25 protein-coding genes are annotated in these 21,254 nt (G+C 76.0%); 10 read left to right on the top strand and 15 right to left on the bottom strand.

Annotation, left to right across the window (positions count from 1 at the left end):
- Positions 1 to 81: 81 nt before the first annotated feature.
- Positions 82 to 315 (bottom strand): hypothetical protein, encoded by a 234-nt coding sequence (locus JZ5iCDA_RS04695; RefSeq protein ID WP_069386109.1) that lies wholly within the window; start codon positions 313 to 315, stop codon positions 82 to 84.
- 192 nt (positions 316 to 507) lie between these two features.
- Between JZ5iCDA_RS04695 and JZ5iCDA_RS04690 the strand changes: the two genes are divergently transcribed.
- The gene (locus JZ5iCDA_RS04690) at positions 508 to 1,707 is read left to right on the top strand and encodes an AAA family ATPase (protein ID WP_069386093.1); all 1,200 of its coding nucleotides are present in this window, start codon (positions 508 to 510) and stop codon (positions 1,705 to 1,707) included.
- A gap of 7 nt (positions 1,708 to 1,714) precedes the next feature.
- Here JZ5iCDA_RS04690 and JZ5iCDA_RS04685 read toward each other — a convergent pair whose 3' ends face one another.
- The 3 genes from JZ5iCDA_RS04685 to JZ5iCDA_RS04675 all read right to left on the bottom strand — a co-directional run bounded on the left by JZ5iCDA_RS04685 (position 1,715) and on the right by JZ5iCDA_RS04675 (position 4,310).
- Entirely contained in the window at positions 1,715 to 2,923 is a 1,209-nt protein-coding gene (locus JZ5iCDA_RS04685) for a glycerate kinase (protein ID WP_139122953.1), read from the bottom strand.
- Between the two features lie 9 nt (positions 2,924 to 2,932).
- Positions 2,933 to 3,472 carry a MarR family winged helix-turn-helix transcriptional regulator gene (locus tag JZ5iCDA_RS04680; RefSeq protein WP_083259667.1) on the bottom strand — a complete coding sequence of 180 codons (540 nt, stop codon included), beginning with the start codon at positions 3,470 to 3,472 and terminating at the stop codon, positions 2,933 to 2,935.
- Positions 3,473 to 3,548: 76 nt separating this feature from the next.
- Positions 3,549 to 4,310, bottom strand: coding sequence for an isoprenyl transferase (locus tag JZ5iCDA_RS04675; RefSeq protein ID WP_069386092.1), 762 nt, complete (start codon positions 4,308 to 4,310; stop codon positions 3,549 to 3,551).
- A gap of 276 nt (positions 4,311 to 4,586) precedes the next feature.
- Between JZ5iCDA_RS04675 and trhA the strand changes: the two genes are divergently transcribed.
- Entirely contained in the window at positions 4,587 to 5,378 is a 792-nt protein-coding gene (trhA, locus tag JZ5iCDA_RS04670) for a PAQR family membrane homeostasis protein TrhA (RefSeq protein ID WP_436967386.1), read from the top strand.
- Between the two features lie 218 nt (positions 5,379 to 5,596).
- On the opposite strand, the gene JZ5iCDA_RS04665 is transcribed toward trhA, so the two are convergent.
- Genes JZ5iCDA_RS04665 through mca form a run of 3 tightly spaced genes read right to left on the bottom strand, consistent with a single transcriptional unit; the run spans position 5,597 to position 7,727 of the window.
- Positions 5,597 to 6,403, bottom strand: coding sequence for a carbon-nitrogen hydrolase family protein (locus JZ5iCDA_RS04665; RefSeq protein WP_253181955.1), 807 nt, complete (start codon positions 6,401 to 6,403; stop codon positions 5,597 to 5,599).
- Between the two features lie 2 nt (positions 6,404 to 6,405).
- Positions 6,406 to 6,783, bottom strand: a complete 378-nt coding sequence (locus JZ5iCDA_RS18745) for a hypothetical protein (protein WP_171905297.1) — start codon at positions 6,781 to 6,783, stop codon at positions 6,406 to 6,408.
- Entirely contained in the window at positions 6,780 to 7,727 is a 948-nt protein-coding gene (gene mca / locus JZ5iCDA_RS04660; RefSeq protein ID WP_069386091.1) for a mycothiol conjugate amidase Mca, read from the bottom strand. The genes JZ5iCDA_RS18745 and mca overlap by 4 nt, the downstream gene beginning before the upstream one ends.
- A 168-nt stretch (positions 7,728 to 7,895) precedes the next feature.
- On the opposite strand from mca, the gene JZ5iCDA_RS04655 reads away from it, so the two are divergent.
- Both JZ5iCDA_RS04655 and greA read left to right on the top strand, forming a co-directional pair.
- Positions 7,896 to 8,330 (top strand): DUF4307 domain-containing protein, encoded by a 435-nt coding sequence (locus JZ5iCDA_RS04655; RefSeq protein WP_069386090.1) that lies wholly within the window; start codon positions 7,896 to 7,898, stop codon positions 8,328 to 8,330.
- Between the two features lie 245 nt (positions 8,331 to 8,575).
- Positions 8,576 to 9,058: a transcription elongation factor GreA gene (gene greA, locus JZ5iCDA_RS04650; protein WP_069386089.1), complete on the top strand. Its 483-nt coding sequence runs from the start codon at positions 8,576 to 8,578 to the stop codon at positions 9,056 to 9,058.
- Positions 9,059 to 9,155: 97 nt separating this feature from the next.
- Here greA and ilvA read toward each other — a convergent pair whose 3' ends face one another.
- The 3 genes from ilvA to JZ5iCDA_RS04635 are packed head-to-tail and all read right to left on the bottom strand — an operon-like array spanning position 9,156 to position 13,020.
- A complete protein-coding gene (ilvA, locus tag JZ5iCDA_RS04645; RefSeq protein WP_069386088.1) occupies positions 9,156 to 10,430 on the bottom strand; it encodes a threonine ammonia-lyase in 1,275 nt (424 codons plus the stop codon).
- Positions 10,427 to 11,740, bottom strand: a complete 1,314-nt coding sequence (locus JZ5iCDA_RS04640; protein WP_083259665.1) for an AI-2E family transporter — start codon at positions 11,738 to 11,740, stop codon at positions 10,427 to 10,429. The genes ilvA and JZ5iCDA_RS04640 overlap by 4 nt, the downstream gene beginning before the upstream one ends.
- 32 nt (positions 11,741 to 11,772) lie before the next feature.
- Positions 11,773 to 13,020, bottom strand: coding sequence for a cystathionine gamma-synthase (locus tag JZ5iCDA_RS04635; RefSeq protein ID WP_069386087.1), 1,248 nt, complete (start codon positions 13,018 to 13,020; stop codon positions 11,773 to 11,775).
- A gap of 122 nt (positions 13,021 to 13,142) precedes the next feature.
- Here JZ5iCDA_RS04635 and JZ5iCDA_RS04630 point away from each other — a divergent pair, with 122 nt between their 5' ends.
- On the top strand, positions 13,143 to 13,937 hold the full coding sequence (locus tag JZ5iCDA_RS04630; protein ID WP_069386103.1) for an SDR family NAD(P)-dependent oxidoreductase: 795 nt from the start codon (positions 13,143 to 13,145) through the stop codon (positions 13,935 to 13,937).
- 168 nt (positions 13,938 to 14,105) lie between these two features.
- Entirely contained in the window at positions 14,106 to 14,780 is a 675-nt protein-coding gene (msrA, locus tag JZ5iCDA_RS04625; protein WP_069386086.1) for a peptide-methionine (S)-S-oxide reductase MsrA, read from the top strand.
- 30 nt (positions 14,781 to 14,810) lie between these two features.
- Here msrA and JZ5iCDA_RS04620 read toward each other — a convergent pair whose 3' ends face one another.
- The gene (locus JZ5iCDA_RS04620) at positions 14,811 to 15,614 is read right to left on the bottom strand and encodes a metallophosphoesterase family protein (protein WP_216093404.1); all 804 of its coding nucleotides are present in this window, start codon (positions 15,612 to 15,614) and stop codon (positions 14,811 to 14,813) included.
- Positions 15,615 to 15,751: 137 nt separating this feature from the next.
- On the opposite strand from JZ5iCDA_RS04620, the gene JZ5iCDA_RS04615 reads away from it, so the two are divergent.
- Positions 15,752 to 16,579, top strand: a complete 828-nt coding sequence (locus tag JZ5iCDA_RS04615; protein ID WP_069386101.1) for a CPBP family intramembrane glutamic endopeptidase — start codon at positions 15,752 to 15,754, stop codon at positions 16,577 to 16,579.
- Between the two features lie 23 nt (positions 16,580 to 16,602).
- Complete coding sequence (locus JZ5iCDA_RS04610; protein WP_069386085.1) at positions 16,603 to 17,250, top strand: TMEM175 family protein; 648 nt, start codon at positions 16,603 to 16,605, stop codon at positions 17,248 to 17,250.
- On the opposite strand, the gene JZ5iCDA_RS04605 is transcribed toward JZ5iCDA_RS04610, so the two are convergent.
- The 3 genes from JZ5iCDA_RS04605 to JZ5iCDA_RS04595 form a co-directional block, all read right to left on the bottom strand.
- Positions 17,211 to 17,870, bottom strand: coding sequence for an SRPBCC family protein (locus JZ5iCDA_RS04605; protein ID WP_069386084.1), 660 nt, complete (start codon positions 17,868 to 17,870; stop codon positions 17,211 to 17,213). The genes JZ5iCDA_RS04610 and JZ5iCDA_RS04605 overlap by 40 nt on opposite strands.
- Positions 17,867 to 18,304, bottom strand: a complete 438-nt coding sequence (locus JZ5iCDA_RS04600) for an ArsR/SmtB family transcription factor (protein ID WP_069386083.1) — start codon at positions 18,302 to 18,304, stop codon at positions 17,867 to 17,869. The genes JZ5iCDA_RS04605 and JZ5iCDA_RS04600 overlap by 4 nt, the downstream gene beginning before the upstream one ends.
- Positions 18,305 to 18,523: 219 nt before the next feature.
- The gene (locus JZ5iCDA_RS04595; RefSeq protein WP_083259664.1) at positions 18,524 to 19,447 is read right to left on the bottom strand and encodes a LysR family transcriptional regulator substrate-binding protein; all 924 of its coding nucleotides are present in this window, start codon (positions 19,445 to 19,447) and stop codon (positions 18,524 to 18,526) included.
- Positions 19,448 to 19,526: 79 nt separating this feature from the next.
- On the opposite strand from JZ5iCDA_RS04595, the gene JZ5iCDA_RS04590 reads away from it, so the two are divergent.
- Complete coding sequence (locus JZ5iCDA_RS04590) at positions 19,527 to 19,919, top strand: DUF5997 family protein (protein WP_069386082.1); 393 nt, start codon at positions 19,527 to 19,529, stop codon at positions 19,917 to 19,919.
- A gap of 23 nt (positions 19,920 to 19,942) precedes the next feature.
- Here the strand turns inward: JZ5iCDA_RS04590 and JZ5iCDA_RS04585 are convergent, their stop codons facing one another.
- The gene (locus JZ5iCDA_RS04585) at positions 19,943 to 20,314 is read right to left on the bottom strand and encodes a SelT/SelW/SelH family protein (protein WP_083259663.1); all 372 of its coding nucleotides are present in this window, start codon (positions 20,312 to 20,314) and stop codon (positions 19,943 to 19,945) included.
- 63 nt (positions 20,315 to 20,377) lie between these two features.
- Between JZ5iCDA_RS04585 and JZ5iCDA_RS04580 the strand changes: the two genes are divergently transcribed.
- Positions 20,378 to 21,254: methyltransferase (locus tag JZ5iCDA_RS04580; protein WP_253181954.1), on the top strand; the 877-nt coding region annotated here is incomplete at its 3' end.

The raw sequence follows: 21,254 nt of genomic DNA, 5'->3' as shown, positions 1-21,254 counted from the left end.
CGGCTGCCGGGGGCGACGCGGCCCGGCGACCGCCCCGCGCGGGCGGCCGCCGGGCCGACGGCTGTCACGGCGAAGGGCGCGTCAGCCCCCGAGGCGGCTCGCGAGGATCCGCTTGCCCTGCTCGGCGCCCTTCTGGCTCTCGTGCTGCGCGCGGCGGAAGAACTCCGCGAGCTCCGAGTCGCCGTCGCGCTCCGCGTCCTGGACGTACTCCTCCAGGCGCAGCACGTTGCTCAGGCACTGCTCGACGAACCAGATGATGTCGTAGTCCTTGTCCTTCGTGCCGGTGACCTCACCGGTCTCCTCGTTCTGCGCCACGTCGGTCTCCTCCACTTCGGTCCAGCGTTCCGTCGGGTCGGGCGATCCGCGGCCCTGCCGGGTCACGGCGCTGTCCCCAGGCCGCGCCGGCACGAGTCGTAGGACCAAAGTGCTCCGGTCACCCCCGGGCCGCAACCGGCACCGCGGCGCGCGTGGGTGCCGTCTCGTACCGTGACGGCCCATGGGGTGCGCATGATCGGGACGATCGCCGTGGAGGGGTACCGCTCGCTGCGGCACGTCGTGCTGCCGCTCGGGCGCGTCACCGTCGTGACCGGCGCCAACGGCACGGGCAAGTCGAACCTCTACCGGTCGCTGCGTCTGCTCGCGGACTGCGCGCTCGGCGGCGCGGTGGGCGCCCTGGCGCGCGAGGGCGGCCTCGCCTCGACGCTGTGGGCGGGCCCGGAGCAGGGCTCGCGCGCCACGCGCGACGGCGACGTGCACGGCCGGCTGCGGACCGGCCCGGTCGCGGTGCGCCTCGGGTTCGCGGGCACGGGGCCGTCCGACCTCGGCTACGCCGTCGACCTCGGGCTGCCGCAGGACGGCGGGAGCGCCTTCCGGCACGACCCCGAGATCAAGGTCGAGGCCGTGTGGACGGGCCCGGTGCTGCGACCCGCCACGCTCCAGGCGGAGCGGCGCGGGCCGGCCGTGCGCCTGCGGGACGACGCGGGCGCCTGGACCACCTCGCCCGCGCGCGTGCGGACGTTCGACAGCCTGCTGAGCGAGCACGTCGACCCGGTGGGTGCGCCCGAGGTCGTCGCGGTGCGCGAGCGGCTGCGGTCGTGGCGGTTCTACGACCAGTTCCGCACCGACCCCCTGGCACCGGCGCGGGCGGTGCGCGTGGGCACGCGCACGCCGGTCCTCGCGCACGACGGCGCCGACCTCGCCGCCGCGCTGGAGACGGTGCGCGACCAGGGGCGCGGTGCCGAGCTCGACGCCGCGGTCGCGGCGGCGTTCCCGGGCGCCCGGGTCGAGGTCCGGGCCGACGACGCCCGCTTCGAGCTCACCGTGCGCCAGCAGGGCCTGCTGCGGCCGCTCACCGGCGCGGAGCTGTCCGACGGGACGCTGCGCTACCTGCTGTGGGTCGCCGCGCTCCTCAGCCCGCGGCCGCCGGCGCTTTTCGTCCTCAACGAGCCGGAGACCAGCCTGCACCCCGAGCTGCTGCCGCCGCTCGGCCGCCTCGTGCTCGCCGCGGCCCGGGACACGCAGGTCGTCGTGGTGACCCACTCGGCGGCGCTCGTGGACGCGCTGCGGGACGCGGCGTCGTCGGGGACCGGCGGGCTCGACGACGACGACCTGGTCGCCGTCGAGCTCGAGAAGTCCGAGGGCGAGACCGTCGTCGCCGGGCGGCAGGGGCTCCTCGACCAGCCCGCGTGGCACTGGCCCCGCCGCTGAGCCCGTCTCAGCGGCGGGAGGCGAGGACCAGGCTCGTCACGGTCGACGCGAGGTCGACGAGCCGGGACCGCGTGCGCCCCATGAGATCCTCGAGCTCGACCGGGCCGGGGGCGATGCTGAACGCCGCGGCAATCCCCGCGGCCCGCGCCCGCTCCGCGGGCAGCACGACCCGCCCGGCGAGCACGACGACGGGCGGCCGGTGCGGCGCCTCGGCCGCGAGCGCCCCGACGGCGTCCGCGACCTTCCCCTCGACCGACTGCGAGTCGAACGACCCCTCGCCCGTGACGACCAGGTCGGCGCGGTGGATCTCGTCGCGCAGCCCGATCGCGTCGGCGACGAGGCGCGCGCCCGGCTCGAGCTGCGCCCCCAGCACCGCGACGAGCCCCGCGGGCACCCCGCCGGCGGCCCCCGCACCGGGGACGTCCGCCACGGGGGAGCCGGCCTCGCGCTCGAGCAGGTCCGCCCAGCGCCGCAGCGCGGCGTCGAGGAACGCGACGTCGGCCGGCGCGGCGCCCTTCTGCGGGCCGAACACGTGCGCGGCCCCGCGCTCGCCGTGCAGGGGGTTCGTCACGTCGACGGCGAGGCGCCAGGACACCTCGCGCGCCCGCGGGTGCAGCCCCGACAGGTCGAGGCTCGCGACGCGCGCGAGCCCCTCGCCGCCGTCGGGCACCGGCGCACCGCGCTCGTCGAGGAGCCGCGCGCCGAGCCCCGTGAGGATGCCCGCCCCGCCGTCGGTCGAGGCCGAGCCGCCGAGGCACACGAGCACCTCGGCGACCCCCGCGTCGAGGACCGCTGCGGCGGCCTCCCCCGTGCCGCGCGTGTGCGCGCGCAGCGGCTGCTGCGCCACGTCGCTGACGTGCGGCAGCCCGCTCGCCTCGGCGAGCTCGACGACGCCGAGCCGGCCGTCGCGCGAGACGCCGTACCGCGCCGTCCGCGGGCGCCCGATCGCGTCGACCGTGACGACCTCCCGTGCCGGCACGCCCCACACCGCGAGGAGCGCGTCGAGGGTCCCCTCGCCGCCGTCGGCCATGGGCAGCTCGCTGACGTGGGCGCCGGGGGCGACGGCCCGCACGCCGTCCGCGACGGCGCTCGCGACCTCGGCGGCGCTCAGGCTGCCCTTGAACGAGTCGGGCGCGACGACGACGCGCAGCGGGTCGCCGCCCGGCGGGGCCGTCGGGAGGGACGTGGACGCGGTGCTGCTCGACGATGAGGACACGGCGCGATCCTAGTGGTGGGTCCCCGGAGGACGTCGCGGCGGGATCGTGTCCTGCGCGGCGCGGAGCCGGTCGAGCAGCGCGCCGAGCGTCGCGAGCTCGGCCTCGTCGAGCGCACCTCCGACGTGCCGCGCGATGGTCCGCGCGTGGGCGCGGCCGATGTCGCGCTGCAGGCGCGCCCCGTCGTCCGTGAGGCGCACGAGCACGCCGCGTGCGTCGTCGGCCGCCACGGTCCGCTCGACGAGGCCGCGCTGCGCGAGACGGTCGACCATCCGGCTCAGCGACGGCTGGCTGAGGAGGATGAGCGCGTTGAGGTCGCGCAGCCGCATGCCGTCGGCCGGGCCCTTGGTCAGCGAGAACAGCACGTCGTACTCGCGCATCGTCAGCTCGTCCCAGATGGGGTCCGCCTGGAAGCGGCGCATGAGCGCGACCTGCGTCCGGAACAGCGACTCCCACGTCTCGACGGCGAGTCGCGCGCCGGCGCCGTGCGGCCGGGTCGGGTCGTCACCGGGCGCGTCGGCACCCTCCGGCGTCCCCGCGTCGTCGGCCATGCGCCCTCCCGTCCGTGCGTGCGGTCGACTGTAGTGCCGGCCCCGCACGGGCCGCGCGCCGTGGACGTGCCGCGGATCAGCGGCCGAGGCGGCGCTCGCGCTGGGAGTACGAGCGCAGGGCGCGCAGGTAGTCCACGCGCCGGAAGTCGGGCCAGTAGGCCTCGCAGAAGTAGAACTCCGAGTGCGCGCTCTGCCACAGCAGGAACCCGCCGAGCCGCTGCTCGCCCGACGTGCGGATGACGAGTTCCGGGTCCGGCTGCCCCTTCGTGTACAGGTGCTCCTCGATGTGCTCCACGTCGAGGTTCTCCGCGAGGTCCTGCAGCCGGGCCCCGGCGTCGGCCTGCTCGCGCAGGTAGGACCGCACGGCGTCGGCGATCTCGTGCCGGCCCCCGTACCCGATGGCGACGTTCACCTGGAGGCCGTCGACGGCCGCCGTGCACTGCTGCGCCTCGCGCAGGGCCCCGGCGAGCCGCTCGGGGAGCAGGTCGAGGCGGCCCATGACGCGCAGCCGCCAGCGGCCCGACTCGGCGAGGTCGCGCACGGCGTCCTCGATGATCTCGAGCAGCGCCGCGAGCTCCTCGCGCGAGCGCGACAGGTTGTCGGTGGACAGCATCCACAGCGTGACGACCTCGACCCCGAGGTCCTCGCTCCAGCCGAGGAACTCGGCGATCTTGTCGGCACCGCGCCGGTGCCCCGTCGCGGCGGTCTCGCCGAACGAGCGCGCCCAGCGGCGGTTGCCGTCGAGGATGACGCCGACGTGGCGCGGGATGCCCTCGTGCGAGAGCGTCCCGGCCAGGCGACGCTCGTAGAGCCGGTAGACGGGGTGAGGCAGGCGCACGACGGTTCCTCGGCGGTGGCTCGGTGACGGGTACGACGGCGACGGGCGCGGGCGCACGACGCGCCCCGGCCGGACCGGACTGCCACACCGTACTCCCCGCCGCAACCACGCACGGACCGTCGTGCGAGGACCGGGGCGCTCTGCCCAGGATCTTCACAGCGCGCCGTCGGCGCGGGCGGCAACCTACGCTCACGTAACCTACGATGGCGTAGGTTTCCGGAAGGGCTGACGATGCTCTTCTGGCCGACGACCCGTGCGAGGACCCTGGAGGACCCGGTGGCAGGAGCGACGCCCGAGCGCGAGCCCGCGCAGGAGAGGGACACGGTGCGCCGTCCCGACGACGCGCCGCCCCGTGAGCCCGAGGACGACGCCACCCCGCTCGACACGGTCCGCGACACCGTCTCCGACGCCGTGTCGCACGTCGCCGACGTCGTCAAGCCCCGCCTGCGCGGGTGGATCCACGCCGGGACCTTCCCGTTTGCGCTCGTCGCGAGCATCGTGCTCGTCGCGCTCGCCCCGCCGGTCGCCGGCAAGGTGGCGTGCGCCGTCTTCGGCCTCTCCGCGTGCCTGCTGTTCGGCACGAGCGCGGTCTACCACCGCGGCACGTGGTCGCCGCGCGTCGCCGGCGTGCTGCGCCGCGCCGACCACTCGAACATTTTCCTCATCATCGCCGGCACCTACACGCCTCTCGCCGTCCTCCTGCTGCCGCAGCGCACGGCGACGACCCTCCTCGTCATCGTGTGGGGCGGCGCCGTGCTCGGCCTGCTCGCCCGCATCCTGTGGCTCGACGCCCCCCGCTGGGTCTACGTGCCGATCTACGTGGCGCTCGGCTGGGTCGCCGTCGGCTACATGCCGCAGTTCTGGACGACGACGAACGGCCCCGCGATCGTCTGGCTCGTCGCCGTCGGCGGCCTCGCCTACACGCTCGGCGCCGTCGTCTACGGCATCAAGAAGCCGAACCCGAGCCCCCGCTGGTTCGGCTTCCACGAAATCTTCCACGTGCTCACCGTCGTCGGCTTCACGTGCCACTTCGCCGCGATCACCCTGGCGGCGGCCGCTGCCCGGTAGTCGGGCGTCCCGGGCTGGCTCCGGGGCGGTACCTCCCGAGGGGCGGCGGTCGTTCGTCCGCCCGCGGTGACCGCCGCAGAGGGCCGGTGCCGGACGAGGGGCGGCGGCGGGTCGTGGCGGGTCTGGCGGGAGCCCGCGAGGGACGAGCGGGCGGATGGTAGACCCGCCGCCGCCCCTCGGGAGGTACCGGCCCGGACCCGGCGCTCCGCCGCCTCGCGTCAGTCGCGCGGGACGACGGCGTAGCGGCGGTTCGCGAGGGACGGGTTGTGCTCGCGCGCGGCGGCGAGGGCGGCGGGGTCGAGGTCGGCGCTGCGCAGCTCGGCGGACTCCCCGAGCTCGAGCCCGACCTGGCCGTCGGGGCCGACGAGCAGCGAGCGGCCCGTGACGCCCCTGCCCGCCTGGCCGACGGCGAGCACGATGGCCGTGTTCTCGATCGCACGGGCGCGGGCGAGCGTGCGCCAGTGGTCGGCCTTGAGCGGGCCTGCGGCCCAGGCGGCCGGGACGACGAGGACGTCGGCGCCCGCGTCGACGAGGCGGCGCGCGCTCTCGGGGAAGCGCAGGTCGTAGCACGTCATGACGCCGAAGGTCAGGGCGCCGACGCGCAGGAGCGGCGGGTCCGCCGCGGGGTCGCCCGGCTCGAGCCGCTCGGACTCGCGGTGACCGAACGCGTCGTACAGGTGCACCTTGCGGTAGACGCCGACGACGTCGCCGCCCGCGTCGACCCCGACGACGGCGTTCACCGCGCGGCCCGGGTCGCCGCCCGGGAGCAGGGTCCCAGCGACGACGGCGACGCCGTGCTCGCGCGCGAGACGGCGCAGCGCCGTGACGAACGGCCCGTCGAGGGGCTCCGCGTGCTCGGGGCCGGTCCCGCGCGGCTCGAACGCCGCCGCGTACTCGGGCAGCACGAGCAGGTCCGCCCCCACGCGCGCCGCCTCGCGGAACGCCGCGCCGACGGTGACGAGGTTCGCGGCGTGGTCCGCGGAGACCTCGAGCTGGCCGATGGTGACGCGCGCGCCGTCCGCCACCGTCAGCCCTCGCGGCCCGTGGCGTCGTCGCCCGTGCCGGACGCGCCGTCGGACGAGGAGCCGTCGGTCGGGGCGGGCCCGGGGTGCCCGGCGCGGCGGTCGTCCACCGGGATGCCCTGCACCTCGGCGTTGTGCCGCATGCGGCGCAGCTGGCGCGAGAGGCCGAAGAACAGCACGACGGCGGCGAGCGCGACGGCGAAGATCGCGAGGAACCCGGCGAGGCCCGGGGAGACGTCGGTCGGCTCGAGGTCGGGGCGCAGCGGGTCCTCGGACGGGGCCGGCGTCGGCGTCGCGGTCTCGGAGACGACGTCGGCCGCCCACCCGGGACCGCCCGGGCCGGCCTGCAGGCTCAGCGCCCCGACGTCCGCGGCCGGGCTCACGAGACACCCCCGCGGACCGCGCCGACGAGCTCCCGGACACCCGCGAACAGGTCGTCCTCGGGCAGCTCGGTCGGGACGCGCGACTCGGCGAGCTCGTACTCCTCGTAGGGCCACACCTGGGCCTCGAGGTCGCGCGGGATCGCGAAGAAGAAGCCCTCGGGGTCGATCTGGGAGGCGTGCGCGACGAGCGCGGCGTCGCGCTGCGGGTAGAACCGGGCGACCTCGACGCGCGTGGTGACCTCGCGCTCGGGGATCTCGCGCGCGGAGCGGGACTCGACCCAGTCGCCGAAGGGCGACTCGAGACCGGCGCCCTGCATCGCCTCGTGCAGGGTGCGGATCCGGTTCATCGAGAAGTCGTGGTTGTAGTACAGCTTGAGCGGCGCCCACGGCGCCGCCCCGCCCTCGCGGCGGTAGCGCTCGGGGTCGCCCGCGGCGTGGAACGCCTCGAACGCCACGCGGTGGCACATGACGTGGTCCGGGTGCGGGTACCCCCCGGACGGGTCGTACGTCGTGACGACGTGGGGACGGAACTCGCGCACGAGCTCGACGAGCGGCGCGGCGGCCTCCTCGAGCGGGACGAGGCCGAACGACCCCTCGGGCAGCGGCGGCAGCGGGTCGCCCTCGGGCAGGCCGGAGTCCACGAAGCCGAGCCACTGCTGACGGACCCCGAGCGCGCGGGCCGCGGCCGCCATCTCCTCGCGGCGCAGCGCGCGCATGCCTTCGACGTCCCCCGGCCCCTCCCCGAAGCTCGGGTTGAGGATGTCGCCGCGCTCGCCGCCGGTGCAGGTCGCGACGAGCACGTCGACGCCCTCGGCGGCGTAGCGCGCCGTCGTCGCGGCTCCCTTGCTCGACTCGTCGTCGGGGTGCGCGTGCACCGCGAGGAGCCGCAGGCGCTCGGGTTCGAGCTCGCGGACGGGCGTCGGTCCGGCCGTGGGTTCGGCCACTGAGTCCTCCCGGGTACGTCGTGCGCCTCCGCAGGGACCGCACGGGCGCGCCACGGGCCGGTCCGGCCGCGCCACGGCACCCGCCGGGCTCTGCGAAGATGGTCGTGGACCATGATCCCCCACCCCGCCCGCCGCTGACGAACCGCGGCCGCCGACCCTGGACAGCACGTGACGAACGAGACCACCGCCCCGCAGCCCGCCCCGGGCGCCCCCGTGCGACCGCCCGCGGGCCGCTACGGCCCCGAGCCGTCGCCGGCACGCCGTCGGCTCGCGGTCGTCGCGATCGCCGTCGCCGCCGTCGTCGGGCTCGCCGTCGTCCTCGTCATCGGCGTCCGCTTCGCGAACCAGCCCGTGCGGCACGACGTGGTGGGCTTCGACGTCGTCGACTCCGAGCGCATCGACGTGACGTTCCAGGTCTCGATGCAGCCGGGCACGGAGGCGCTGTGCACGATCGACGCGCTGGCCGACAGCTACGCGCAGGTCGGCACGGTGGACGTCACCGTCGGCCCGGTCGACACGCTCGAGTCGCGCTGGACCGTCACGGTCGCGACGTCCGAGCTCGCGACGACGGGCGTCGTCGAGTCCTGCCGCGTCGTGGAGTGACGGGCCCCCTTTGCTATCCTGAGGGATTCCTGCGCAGGGCCGTGCCCGGACGCGCTCGGCACCGTCACGACGACGGGACCGACGTCCCGGCACCCCCGGCGTGATGGACCAGCCACGACGCGCTGCCACCCGGGCAGCGTCACCGACCCGGGCAGGCAGGCGCACCGCGAACCGCACGCGCCCCGGCTGCCCGTACCTGCACGGCCGCCCGGCGCGGCCGTCGACATGCAAGGAAGGAGCGGACCGTGACCGACACCTCTGTCACCTGGCTGACCCAGGAGGCGTACGACAGGCTGCAGGCAGAGCTCGACCACCTGTCCGGCGAGGGCCGCACCGAGATCGCCGAGCGCATCGCCGCGGCGCGCGACGAGGGCGACCTCAAGGAGAACGGCGGCTACCACGCGGCGCGCGAGGAGCAGGCGAAGAACGAGGCCCGCATCCGTGAGCTCACCGAGAAGCTGCGCAACGTGCAGATCGGCACCCCGCCGGACGACGGCATGGTGGAGCCGGGCATGGTCGTCACCGCCCTCGTCGCGGGCGACGAGATGACGTTCCTCCTCGGCTCGCGCGAGATCGCGGACACGACCGACCTCGACGTCTACTCGCCGACGTCGCCGCTCGGCGCCGCGATCGACGGGAAGTCGGTCGGCGACGAGACGAGCTACACCGCGCCGAACGGCAACGAGATCGCGGTGAAGATCACGGCCGCCAAGCCGTTCGCGGGCTGACGCCCCCACGACGCACGACGGCCCGGCACCCGAGGGGTGCCGGGCCGTCGTCGTCCCACCGGGCAGGGACGCAGCAGCGGCCGTCCCTCGCTGCCGGTCACGGCTCCGACGCGCGGACCGAGCGCTCGACGCGGTAGCCGTGCGCACGCAGCCGCGCGAGGAGCTCGTCGCAGTGCTCTGGGCCCTTGGTCTCGACCTGCATGCGCACCCACGCCTCCCCGATCGCGAGGCCCACGTCCGTCCGGTCGTGGTGGATGTGCATGACGTTGCCGCGCAGCCCGGACACGACGTCCAGCAGCCCCGCGAGGGCGCCGGGGCGGTCGTCGAGCAGCACCTGGAGCTGGACGTACCGCCCGGCGGCGGTGAGGCCGTGGCGCACGACGCGCAGCAGGACGAGCGGGTCGACGTTGCCGCCCGACAGGACGACGACGACCGGTCCCTCGAACGGCCCGGGCGCGTCCTGGGGGTGCGCGGCGTCGAGCGCGCGCGACGCGGCGAGCAGCGCGGCCACGCCCGCGGCCCCGGCGGGCTCGACGAGGAGCTTCGCGCGCTCGGCGACCATGAGCAGCGCGCGCGAGATGTCGTCCTCGCTCACCGTGCGGACCTCGACCCCGTGGCGGCGCAGGAGGTCGAACGGAACGACGCCCGGGGTGCCGACCGCGATGCCGTCGGCCATCGTGGCGGCCGCGCGCGACGTCGTCGGCACCCCCGCCGCGAGCGAGGCCGGGTACGCCGCGGCGCGCTCGGCCTGGACCCCGACGACGCGCACGTGCGGCGCCGCCTCGGCGAACGCCGCGGCGAGGCCCGCGACGAGGCCTCCGCCCCCGAGCGGGGCGACGACGGTCCGCACGTGCGGCACCTGCTCGAGGATCTCGAGCGCGACGGTCCCCTGGCCGGCGACGACGTCCGGGTGGTCGAACGGGTGCACGACGACCGCGCCGGTCCGCGCGGCCTCGGCCCTCGCTGCGGCGAGCGTCTCGTCGACGTCGTCGCCCACGAGGCGCACCTCGGCGCCGTACTGCCGCGTCGCGGCCACCTTCGGCAGCGCCGCGTCGACCGGCATGTAGACCACGGCCCGGATGCCGAGCAGGCCCGCCGCGAGCGCCACGCCCTGGGCGTGGTTCCCCGCGCTCGCCGCGACGACGCCGCGCGCCCGCTCCGTGGCGGACAGCCGCGCCATGCGCACGTACGCGCCGCGCACCTTGAACGACCCGGCCCGCTGGAGGTTCTCGCACTTGAGGAGCACCTCGACGCCGGCGACCTCGCTGATGGCGCGCGACGTCTGGACGGGCGTGACCGCGGCGACGCCGTCGAGCAGGCGTGCCGCGTCGCGGACGTCGTCGAGCGTCGCCGGACCGGCGCCGCCGGTCACGGCCGGGCGTCCCCGGCCGTGCCGTCCGTGTCGCCCGCGTCGCGCGGGCTCGTCACGGGCGAGTCCCCCGGCGTCGCAGGGGCGGCGTCGCGACGCGTGAACCAGCGCCGCGCCGCGGCGCCGGCCATGTCGGCCTCGGCGCGCTCGATGACGCGGGGCTGCGGGCTGCCGCGCACGACGACACGGTCGTCCGTGCCGAGCTCGGGGAACTTGTCGTGGCCGTGCAGGTACAGCACGACCGTGTTGAGCACTGCCGCGATGGGCACGGCGAACAGCGCGCCGACGATGCCGGCCGCGAAGCTCCCCGCGGCGACGACGAGGATGACGGCGACGGGGTGCAGCGAGACCGCGTGCCCCATGAGGAACGGCTGGAGCACGTGGCCCTCGATCTGCTGGACGAGCAGGACGATGCCCAGCATGATCAGCGCCTGCGCCCAGCCCTGCGCCACGAGCACGACGAGCACCGCCACGGACCCGGTGACGATCGCGCCCACGATCGGGATGAACGAGCCGACGAACACGAGGATCCCGAGCGGGAGCGCGAGGCTCGGCACGAAGAACGCGGCGCCGGTGCCGATCCCGACGGCGTCCACGGCCGCGACGAGGATCTGCGTGCGCGTGTAGGCGGACAGCGTGACGATGCCGCGGCGGCCGGCCTGGTGCACGCGGTCGCGCGCCCGCAGCGGCAGGAGGCCCACGGCCCACGACCAGATGTGCTTGCCGTCGAGCAGGAAGAAGAACGTGCAGAACAGCGCGACGAGCGCGCCGGCGAGCACGTGGCCGATGGTCGTGGCCGCGCCCAGCGCACCCGAGACGATGCTGTCCTGGTTCTCCGTGAGCGCCGACTGCGCCTGGTCGAGGTACGAGTTGAGCGTCACCGAGTCGACGCTCAGGGGTCCCTCGGCGAGCCAGTCGGTGAACTGCTCGAAGCCCTGGACGGCCTGGTCGCGCAGGTCCTGGAAACCCGCGACGATCGAGCGGCCCGCGACGGTCACGAGCCCGGCCACGACGAGCACGAGCCCGATGAGCGCGAGCCCGGCCGACCACCCGCGCGACATCCGCAGACGCCGCTGGAGGAACCGCTGCACGGGCGTGAGCAGCACCGTGAGCAGGAGCGCGACGGCCACCGGCACGACGATGACCTTGAGCTGCACGACGAGCCAGCCGCCCGCCGCGATCGCCCCGCCGACGAGCAGCAGCCGCCAGGACCACGCCGCCGCCGAGCGGACCGACTCGGGGACCGCCGCGTCGCCCGGACGCGTGGGCGGGAGGGGTGCGGGGGCGTCCTGCTGGTCGGTCTGCGCGGTCACAGGGCACACCCTAGGCGAGCCCGGGACCGCCGTCAGGAGAGCGCGCGGTCGAGGTCCGCGAGGAGGTCGTCCACGTCCTCGATCCCGACGGACAGGCGGACGAGGTCGTCCGGCACCTGGAGCGGGGACCCGGCGACGGACGCGTGCGTCATGCGCCCCGGGTGCTCGACGAGGGACTCCACCCCTCCGAGCGACTCGGCGAGGGTGAACACGCGCGTGCGCGCGCACACCTCGAGCGCCGTCGCCTCGCTGCCCGTGCGGAACGACACCATGCCGCCGAAGCCGCTCATCTGGCGGGCGGCGGTCTCGTGACCCGGGTGCGACGCGAGCCCGGGGTAGATCACCTCCGTCACCGCGGGGTGCTCGTCGAGGAACGTCGCGACGGCGGCGGCGTTCGCCTGGTGCCGGTCCATGCGCACGGCGAGCGTCTTGAGCCCGCGCAGCGTGAGCCACGCGTCGAAGGGCCCGGCGACGGCGCCCGACGAGTTCTGGTGGAAGCCGACGGCTCCGGCCACGTCCGTCCCGCCCGCGGGCGACGCCAGCCCGCCCGGGAGCTGCGCTCCCGTCGCGACGACGAGCGCGCCGCCGACCACGTCGCTGTGCCCGCCGACGTACTTGGTCGTGGAGTGCACGACGACGTCCGCGCCGAGCGCGAGGGGCTGCTGCAGGTACGGCGTGGCGAACGTGTTGTCGACGACGAGCAGCGCACCGGCGTCGTGCGCGACGTCCGAGAGCGCCCGGATGTCGCTGATCCCGAGCAGCGGGTTCGTCGGCGTCTCGACCCACACGACCTTCGTCGTCCCCGGCCGCACCGCGGCGCGCACCTCGTCGAGGTTCGCGACGTCGGTCATGTCGACCGGCGTGTGCTCGACGCCCCACGGGCCGAAGACCCGGTGGACGAGCCGGTACGTGCCGCCGTACGCGTCGCCCGGGAACACGACGTGGTCGCCGGGCCGCAGCACGGCGCGCAGGAGCGTGTCCTCGGCGGCGAGGCCCGAGGCGAAGGCGAACCCGCGGGCGGGCGGCGCCCCGTCCGCCGTCGGGCGCAGGCCCCCGGACTCCGCGGCGGCGAGCGCGTCCTCGAGCGCGGTGCGGGTCGGGTTGGCCGAGCGCGAGTACTCGTAGCCGCCGCGCAGGCCGCCCACGCCGTCCTGCTTGTAGGTCGAGACCTGGTGGATGGGCGGCACGACGGCTCCCGTCGCCGGGTCCGGGTCCTGGCCCGCGTGGATGGCGCGCGTGGAGAAGCCGGTGGTCGTCCAGTCGGGGTGCTCGCTGCTCACCCGGCCAGCGTACGTGCCGACGCGCGCCGGTCGCCGGGTGCGGTCGAGGGCGGCGGCCCTCGGGTGGCGGCGCCCCGCCGCCGGAGGCACGGTGGGTGGCCCAGGCACGGACGGAGGCGGCGATGAGGATCGATCTCGAGGGCAGGACGGCGCTGGTCACGGGCTCGGCGCAGGGCATCGGCCTGGCGATCGCGCGCGCCCTCGCGGAGTGCGGGGCGAGCGTCGTCGTCAACGGGCGGTCCGCCGAGACGGCCCGGCGCGCGGCCGAGGACGTGCGCGCGCACGCGCCCGGGGCGGAGGTGACCGGTGTCGCGGCCGACCTCGCCACGGACGACGGCACGACGGCGATGCTCGACGCCGTGCCGGACGTCGACGTGCTGGTCAACAACCTCGGGATCTTCGCGAGCCAGGACCCGCTGGAGATCGACGACGACACCTGGCGCCGGTACCTCGAGGTGAACGTGCTCGCGGGCGTGCGGCTCACGCGCGCGTACCTGCCGGGGATGATGGAGCGCGGCTGGGGCCGGGTGCAGTTCATCGGCAGCGACTCGGCGGTCGTGATCCCGGCCGAGATGATCCACTACGGCGTGACGAAGACGGCGCTGCTCGGGGTCTCGCGCGGGTTCGCCAAGGCGGCCGCCGGCACGGGCGTGACGGTCAACAGCGTGCTCGCCGGGCCGACGCACACGGGCGGCGTCGAGACGTTCGCGCGCGAGCTCGTGGGCGACGACCTGCCGTGGGACGAGGCGCAGCGCGTGTTCATGCGCGAGCACCGCCCGCAGTCGCTGCTGCAGCGGCTGATCGAGCCCGAGGAGATCGCGCACATGGTGGCCTACCTCGCCTCCCCGCTCGCGTCCGCGACGACGGGCGCCGCCGTCCGCGTCGACGGCGGGTACATCGACGCGATCGTGCCGTAGGGGCCGGCCGGTCCGTCACCGGGGCCGCCACCGAGGCCGGAACACCGCGGGGCCGCCGGGCGTTCACCCTGGTGCCGGCCGATGCGTCGTGGGCCCGGATCCGCGAGACACTCGTCGAGGTCCCCCGTACCGCCCCGGTCGACCGGCACCCCGTGTAGGAGGTAAGCGATGAACTCGATCTTCGACGCCCTGTTCGGCGGCTCCGCCAAGACCACCATGGTCGCGCCGGAGGACACGCTCCCCGGGCGCCAGTCCCCCGTCCTGCAGGACCCGCGCCCGCACACCGTGCTCGGCACCTCGATCACCGGCCCGTGGCCCGAGGGCACGCGCGTGCTCTACCTCGCCATGGGGTGCTTCTGGGGCGCGGAGGAGATCTACTGGCAGGTCCCGGGCGTGGTGAGCACCGCCGTCGGGTACATGGGCGGCACGACGCCGAACCCCACCTACGAGGAGGCGTGCTCCGCCCGCACGGGCCACACGGAGACCGCGCTCGTGGCGTACGACCCGACGAAGGTCACCGAGGCCGAGCTGCTGAAGATCTTCTGGGAGCGGCACGACCCCACGCAGGGCTACCGCCAGGGCAACGACGTCGGCACGCAGTACCGGTCCGCCGTCTACTGGACGACGCCCGAGCAGGAGCAGGTCGTCCGCGAGACGGCCGAGCGGTACGGCCAGGTGCTCGCCGCGAAGGGCTACGACCCGATCACGACCGAGATGAAGCCCGCCGCCGAGGCCGGCCCGTTCTACTACGCCGAGGACTACCACCAGCAGTACCTCGATAAGAACCCGAACGGGTACCGCTGCCACGCGACGACGGGCGTCCCGTTCCCCGACGCCGCCTGACCTGACGGTCGGCCCGCCTGACGCGACGGCTCAGGCCGGCCGGCCGTCGCGCGGGCCGAACACGCGCAGCGCCTCGGCGTCGCTCGCCGCCGACCGCAGGAAGTACTCGGCCCACTCCTCGACGTCCGGGTAGCCGCTGCCGGCGACGACCGCGGCGACCGCCGCGTCGACGTCGACGTCCGTGTGCCGCAGCGACACCTGCCCGTCCCGCAGGAGCGCCCACGCCCCTCCCGGTCGGCCGTACGGCATCCCGACGCTGCCGGGGTTGACGACGAGCCGCCGGTCGACGAGCCGCACGAACGGCATGTGCGTGTGACCGCACACGACCGTGCGGACCTCGGGGCCGAGGTCCGCGAGGACCTCGGCCCACCGGTCGAGGGAGGAGTCCACGAGCACGACCTCCTCGTCGTCGCGCGGCGTGCCGTGGCACACGACGACGCGCCCGAACCCGCGCGCCGTGATCTCGACGGGGTGCGGCAGCCCGGCGAGGAGCTCGACCTGGTCCGGGCGCAGCTGCGCCGCCGCCCACGGGACCACCGGGTCGGGCACGTCGCCCGCGCCGTCACGCGCCCAGGCCACGAGCTCGCGGTCCGCGTTCCCGCGCACGAGCAGCGCCCGCTCCCCGAGGCCCGCGAGCCGGTCCAGCACCTCGACCGGCTGCGGCCCCGCGGCGTGGTCGCCGGCGACCACGACGAGGTCCGCCGCCCGCACGTCCGGCTCCGCGAGGACCGCGTCGAGCACGGGCAGCACGCCGTGCACGTCCGAGAGCACCGCGACCGTCCCGACGTCCCCGCGCGCGCCGCCGACCGCTCCCCCGTGACCGCCCGTGCTCACGTCCACCACCTCCGCGCCACACCGTCGCACGTGCAGGGCGCCACGGCCAGGTCGCGCTCCCCCGTTCCGCTCACGGCGTCGCGACGTGGCACGGTGTGCGGGTGACGTCCTCGCCCGCCGCCGGTCCGCCGTCCACCGTGCCCGACACCGGCCTCCCGCCCTGGGCCGTCGGCTCGCCCGCGCGGCTGCTCGCCGCCGCGCTCGTGTCCGCGTCGGCGGTGCTGCTGTTCGCCGTGCACGTGCGCCCGCTCGGGTACGTGCCGCTCGTCGCCGGGGTGGCGCTCGGGTGGGCGGTCGACCGGGTGCTCGGACGCGACCTCGCGCTGATCGGCCTCGGCATGGGGATCATCTCGTCGATCTCGCTCGAGGCCGACCTCTCTGACGCCGGCATGGCCCGGTTCACCGTCGCCCTGTCGCTCGCCGTGCTGGTGCCGTGGGCGCTGTCGCGCTTCGCGTTCCGCGACCCGACGATCAGGTTCCCCGTGGCCACGGGCCGGCGGTGGTCGCGCGGGCAGCTCGTGTACCTGGCCGTGGTCGTCGTCGCGGGCTACCTGATCCTGCCGTTCTACTTCATCGGGTCGGGCGCGTACCGCAACTGGCCCGAGGTCACCGGCGGGCAGGAGATCGCGCGGCTGTTCGTCGGGGTCAACGCCGTCGGGATCTGGGACGAGCTGTTCTTCGTGTGCGTCGTCTTCGCGCTCCTGCGCCGGCACTTCGGGCTGTGGACGGCGAACGTCCTCCAGGCGACCGTGTTCGTCTCGTTCCTGTGGGAGCTCGGCTACCGCGAGTGGGGCCCCCTGCTGACGGTCCCGTTCGCGCTCGTGCAGGGCTGGATCTTCTCGTGGAGCAAGTCCTTCACGTACGTGGTCGCCGTGCACCTCCTGTTCGACCTCGTCGTGTTCGGCGTGCTCGTGCACGCGCACCACCCCGAGCTGTTCGACGTGTTCGTCACCGCGCCGCGATGAGCCAGGGCTCCTAGCCTGGGCCCATGGAGCAGGCCGCGCGCCGTGCGCAGGCCCGCGGCGAGGCGCGCGGGCTCGACCGCGTGCTCGCGTTCGCCGACGCCGTCGTGGCGATCGCGATCACGCTCGTCGTGCTGCCCGTCGTCGACCGTGCGCTCGACGCCGCCTCGGCGCGCGACTTCTTCGCCGACAGCTGGACGACGCTCGCGCCCGCCGGGATCAGCTTCGTCGTCATCGCGCTCTTCTGGCGCGTGCACCACTGGCTCTTCCTGCCCGCGACGGGCTACTCCGCCGCCGTGCTCCAGCTCGAGATGCTCTGGCTCGCGTCGATCGTCGCGCTGCCCGTCGCGACGGTGCTCGACTTCACGTCCGGCGGCGGCGACCGGCTGGCGCTCGGCGTCTACATCGGGCTCATGCTCGTCAGCTCGCTGACGCTGCGCGTCGAGCGGGACGTGCTGCGCCGGCAGGGCTTCCTCGCCGCGGACCCGGCCGAGACGGCGCTCGACCGCTGGGTCGGCGCGGCGCTGCTCGCCCTCGCGCTGGTCCTCGCCGTGGTGTTCCCCGACGGCGGCGCGGCGTGGCTCCTCCTGCTGTTCCTCGAGGGCCCTGTCCGCGCCGCCGCCGGGCGGCGACGTCAGCCCGCGGAGCCGTCACCGTCGAGCGGCGGGACGTAGAACGCGGTCGTCGCCGCGACGCGCGCCGCCACCGTCTCGGCGTCGAGGCCGTCGGACGCCGCGAGCGCCGCGCCCCAGGCCTCGCTGCTCGCCGTGTTGAAGGCCCGCACGGCAGGATCGGCGGCGACCTCCTCCGGGGTGCCCGGCAGGCCGCCACCGGCGAGGTGCAGCGCGAGGCCGAGGAGCGCACCGTCCCAGCCCACGCCGACCGCTCCGGGCCCGAACTGGTCCCACATCTCCGGCGGTACGACGGCGGTGTGCTCGAGCGTCAGCCGCGTCCCGTCGCCCGCGGGCTCGAGGCGCACGTCGACGACCGACGAGTCCTCCGGCCCCTGCGGCCCCATGGCCCACGTGACCCGCAGGTGCCGCGGTGCGTCGCACACCCGGATCTCGCCGCTCGCGTTCCCCTCGAGGTCGTACGTGCCGCCCTCGCGCAGGTCCCCGCTCACGGGCAGGAACCAGCGCGGGATGCGCTCGGGGTTGGTCACGGCGTCCCAGACGTCGGCGACCGCGGCGGGGTACGTCCGCGCCAGCGTGACGACGCGCGCCTCTCCCGCCGGGAGCGTCCCGTTCCCGACCGTGCGCTGCACGGCCTCCAGCTCGTCGATGAGGTCCTTCATCCTGCCCTCCGTCCTGACCACCCCTCGTCGGTGGTCGGCTCCTCGGTGGTCGACGGCGCGTCGCCGCCTCCTGCTGCCGCCCGGTCGGGTGCCGCGCTCCGTCCGGTGAGCCGCCGCTCCCGGGCTCCGCGAGCGAGCTCGGTCCCGAGGGCGTCGAGCCGCTGCTCCCAGAACCGCCGGAGACCGGCGGCCCAGTCCTCGACCTCCCCGAGCGGCGTGGGGTCGAGCGCGTAGAGGCGGCGCGTGCCCTCCGCCCGGACGGTCGCGAACCCGTGCGTCCGCAGCACCTTGAGGTGCTGGGACACCGCGGGCTGGCTGATGCCGAACTCCGCGCCGACGTCCGCGGCGATCTCCCCCGCGGCCCGCTCCCCCGTGGCGAGGACCTCGAGGATCCGCCGCCGGACAGGGTCACCGAGCACGTCGAACGCTTCCACCCCACCATCGTGAAGCCGGTGCTTATATAAGTCAAGGCCGATACAAGCACGCCGCAGCGCTACGGCGCACGACGCCTGAGCATGTGTGCGTGGCCGAGCGCTGCGTCCGTGCTCGAGCGCTGCGTCCAGGGACGCAGCGTTCGCGCGGGAACGCACCGCTCGCGCCGGCCAACGACCGGCGCACGGGCACGGCGCCGCGCCGCCGTCCCCGCCGAGGCGTCAGCGGCGTCGGCCGCGACCGCGGGCCGTGCCGCCCTTCCCGCCCCGGGACGTTCCGCGGCCCTGCGTGCGGGCTCCCCCGCCACCCTTGCCGGCGCCTTGGCCGGAGCGCGACGACGCCCCCGTACGGCGGCCGGTGCTCCCACCACCCCGCTCCGTCGACCGGGCGGAGCCGCTGCGTGCGCCCGCCGGCGCGGCGTCGGAGGCGGCTCGGCCGCGCGAGCTGTTGACCGTGCGGCCGCGCACGATCCCGACCATCTCCTCGACGAGGGCGTCCGCGCCCGCAGCGCCGTCGGTGACCCACGCGAGTGCGACCGGAGCGGCGGGGGCGCCCTCGAGCCGCCGGTAGACGACGTCCTTGCGGTGATGCAGGCGTGCGAGCGACTGGGGCGCGACGAGCACGCCGACGCCTGCCGCGACGAGCACGACCGCGTCCGCGGTGGTGGCGGGCCGCTCGACGGCGGGACGGCCGGGCGGCTCGGGCGCGTCGTCCGCGGCCCCGGGGACACCCGCCCACGCGAGGACGTCGTCGAGCGGCCGCAGCAGGACGTCGTCGGCGAGGTCGGCGAGCGTGACGGCCTCGTCCGGCTCGAGGGCGGCGAGGAGGTGGTCGCGCGAGACCAGGACGACGGGCGTCTCCTCGTAGAGCCGGATCGCGGAGAGCACGTCGCGGTCGACCGGCAGGCGCAGGATCGCAGCGTCGGCCTCACCGTCGCGCAGCACGCGCTCGGCGTCCGCGGCCTCGGCGGCGACGAGCTCGAGCGGGACGTCGGGGAGCCGCTCGCGCCAGGTGCGGACCCACTTGGCGGGCGTGGCGCCGGGGACGTACGCCAGCCGGAACCGCGGGCCCGGCCCGGCCTCGTCGTGACCCGCCCCCTCGTGACCGGCCTCGTGCGGTGCCGGTCCGCGCTCGTCGTCCTCCACGCCCCCACCCTAGGCGCCGGGTGCGCGGCGCCCGGCCGACGACGCGGAGCGGCGCGCCGCGAGGACATACCCTGGCCCCATGAGCCCCAAGCAGTCCGCCCAGTCGATGAAGCCCGCCACGGCGGCCAAGAAGCTCGGGGTGTACCTGCCCGCGACGCCCGAGGAGTTCCGGGCCGGCACCGTGACGCGCGCGGAGCTCGAGGAGCTCGAGAAGCACCCGCCGGAGTGGCTGAGCGACCTGCGGCGCAACGGCCCGCACCCGCGGCCGGTCGTCGCCGGGCGGCTCGGCATCTCGATCTCCGGGCTCGCGCGCGGCGGCATCACCGAGCCGCTGACCACCGAGCAGATCGACGAGCTGCGGGAGGACCCGCCGGAGTGGCTCGTGCGCGAGCGCGAGACCCAGGCGAAGGTCCGCGCCGAGGAGGACCGGCTCGCCGCCGAGCGGGCGAAGGAGCGCGCCCGCAACGCCTGACCGGCACCGAACCGAGCGAGGTCTCAGCCCGGGGAGCCGGCGGCCCGGTCCGTGTGGCCGAGCGACAGGTCGGGCGCGACGGCGTCCCGCACGCGCCGCTTGAGGTCCGGGATCTCGGGGAAGCCGCCGTCGGCCCTGCGGTCCCACAGGAGCACCGGGCCGTCGCCCGCGTCGAGCGTGACGCGGAAGACGCCGTCCGTTCCCGGCACGAGCGCGACCTCGCCGAGGCGCGTGCGGAACGTCTGCAGCAGCTCCTGCGCGACCCAGGCCGCGCGCAGCAGCCAGCGGCACTGCGTGCAGTACTCGACGGCCACCCGCGCCGTCCCGCGCGGCACGGTCGCGCCGGCGACGCTCTCGGTGGGTGCCGGGCCGGAGGGTGCGTCGCCGTCGGTCATGGCGCCCAGCCTAGGCGGCCGGCCGCGACGAGCCGCACCTGTCCGGTCGGGGAGACTGGTCCGGTGACGAGCACCCCTGGCGACCTGCCCGACGTCCTCGCGCGGCTGGGGACGGACGACCCGGGACCGCAGCGCGAGGACTCGCCCGTGGCCGTGGACGCCGCCGACCGGCTCCTGCTGGACGAGGCGGCCGAGCTGCTCGCAACGGCCACCCCGGGCGAGGTCGCCGTCGTCGACGACCGGTACGGCGCGCTCACGCTCGGGGCGGCCGCGCTCGCCGACGGTGCGGCCCCCGACGGGGCCGGGTCCGTCGTCCGGGTGCACCAGGACGCCTGCACCGCGGAGGCCGCGCTCGACGCCAACGCCGTGGCCCTCGGCCTGACCGGTGCGTACGCGCGCCGCCCCCTCGGCCCGGAGCTCCTCACCGGGGCGCGGGTCGTGCTGCTGCGCCTCCCGCGCGGCCTGGCCGCACTGCGCGACGTCGCCGAGCACGTCGCGCGCGCGGCGCACCCCGACGTCGTCCTGCTCGCCGGCGGGCGGGTCAAGCACATGACGCCGGCGATGAACGACGTGCTCGGCGAGTCGTTCGCCGACGTGCGCGCGAGCCGCGGGCGCGGCAAGTCACGCGTGCTCGTCGCCCGCTCGCCGCGTGCGCCCGAGGGGCCGCCGACCTATCCCGTCACGGCGGCGCTGCCGGACGTCGGCCTCACGGTGGTCGCGCACGGCGCCGCGTTCGCCGGCCCGAGCCTCGACCTCGGGACGCGCTTCCTGCTCGAGCAGCTCGACCACGCCCCGACGGCGCCCGGCGCGTCGGAGGGCGTCCCGGCGCCGCGCGACGTCGTCGACCTCGGGTGCGGGACCGGCCTCCTCGCCGCCTGGGCCGCGCGACGGTGGCCGGAGACGCACGTCGTCGCCGCCGACCGGTCGGACGCCGCGGTGC

The organism is Cellulosimicrobium cellulans, assembly GCF_001722485.1.
Taxonomy (GTDB): Bacteria; Actinomycetota; Actinomycetes; order Actinomycetales; family Cellulomonadaceae; genus Cellulosimicrobium; species Cellulosimicrobium cellulans_A.
The sequence above is the reverse complement of the archived record's forward strand: the minus strand, read 5'-3'. Positions and strand labels throughout refer to the sequence as shown.

Excerpts from the sequence above, each read along its gene's own strand:
- JZ5iCDA_RS04690 (WP_069386093.1), top strand. The coding sequence starts at position 508 with ATGATCGGGACGATCGCCGTGGAGGGGTACCGCTCGCTGCGGCACGTC.
- JZ5iCDA_RS04680 (WP_083259667.1), bottom strand. The coding sequence starts at position 3,472 with ATGGCCGACGACGCGGGGACGCCGGAGGGTGCCGACGCGCCCGGTGAC.
- JZ5iCDA_RS04630 (WP_069386103.1), top strand. The coding sequence starts at position 13,143 with ATGAGGATCGATCTCGAGGGCAGGACGGCGCTGGTCACGGGCTCGGCG.
- msrA (WP_069386086.1), top strand. The coding sequence starts at position 14,106 with ATGAACTCGATCTTCGACGCCCTGTTCGGCGGCTCCGCCAAGACCACC.
- JZ5iCDA_RS04610 (WP_069386085.1), top strand. The coding sequence starts at position 16,603 with ATGGAGCAGGCCGCGCGCCGTGCGCAGGCCCGCGGCGAGGCGCGCGGG.
- JZ5iCDA_RS04605 (WP_069386084.1), bottom strand. The coding sequence starts at position 17,870 with ATGAAGGACCTCATCGACGAGCTGGAGGCCGTGCAGCGCACGGTCGGG.
- JZ5iCDA_RS04590 (WP_069386082.1), top strand. The coding sequence starts at position 19,527 with ATGAGCCCCAAGCAGTCCGCCCAGTCGATGAAGCCCGCCACGGCGGCC.
- JZ5iCDA_RS04585 (WP_083259663.1), bottom strand. The coding sequence starts at position 20,314 with ATGACCGACGGCGACGCACCCTCCGGCCCGGCACCCACCGAGAGCGTC.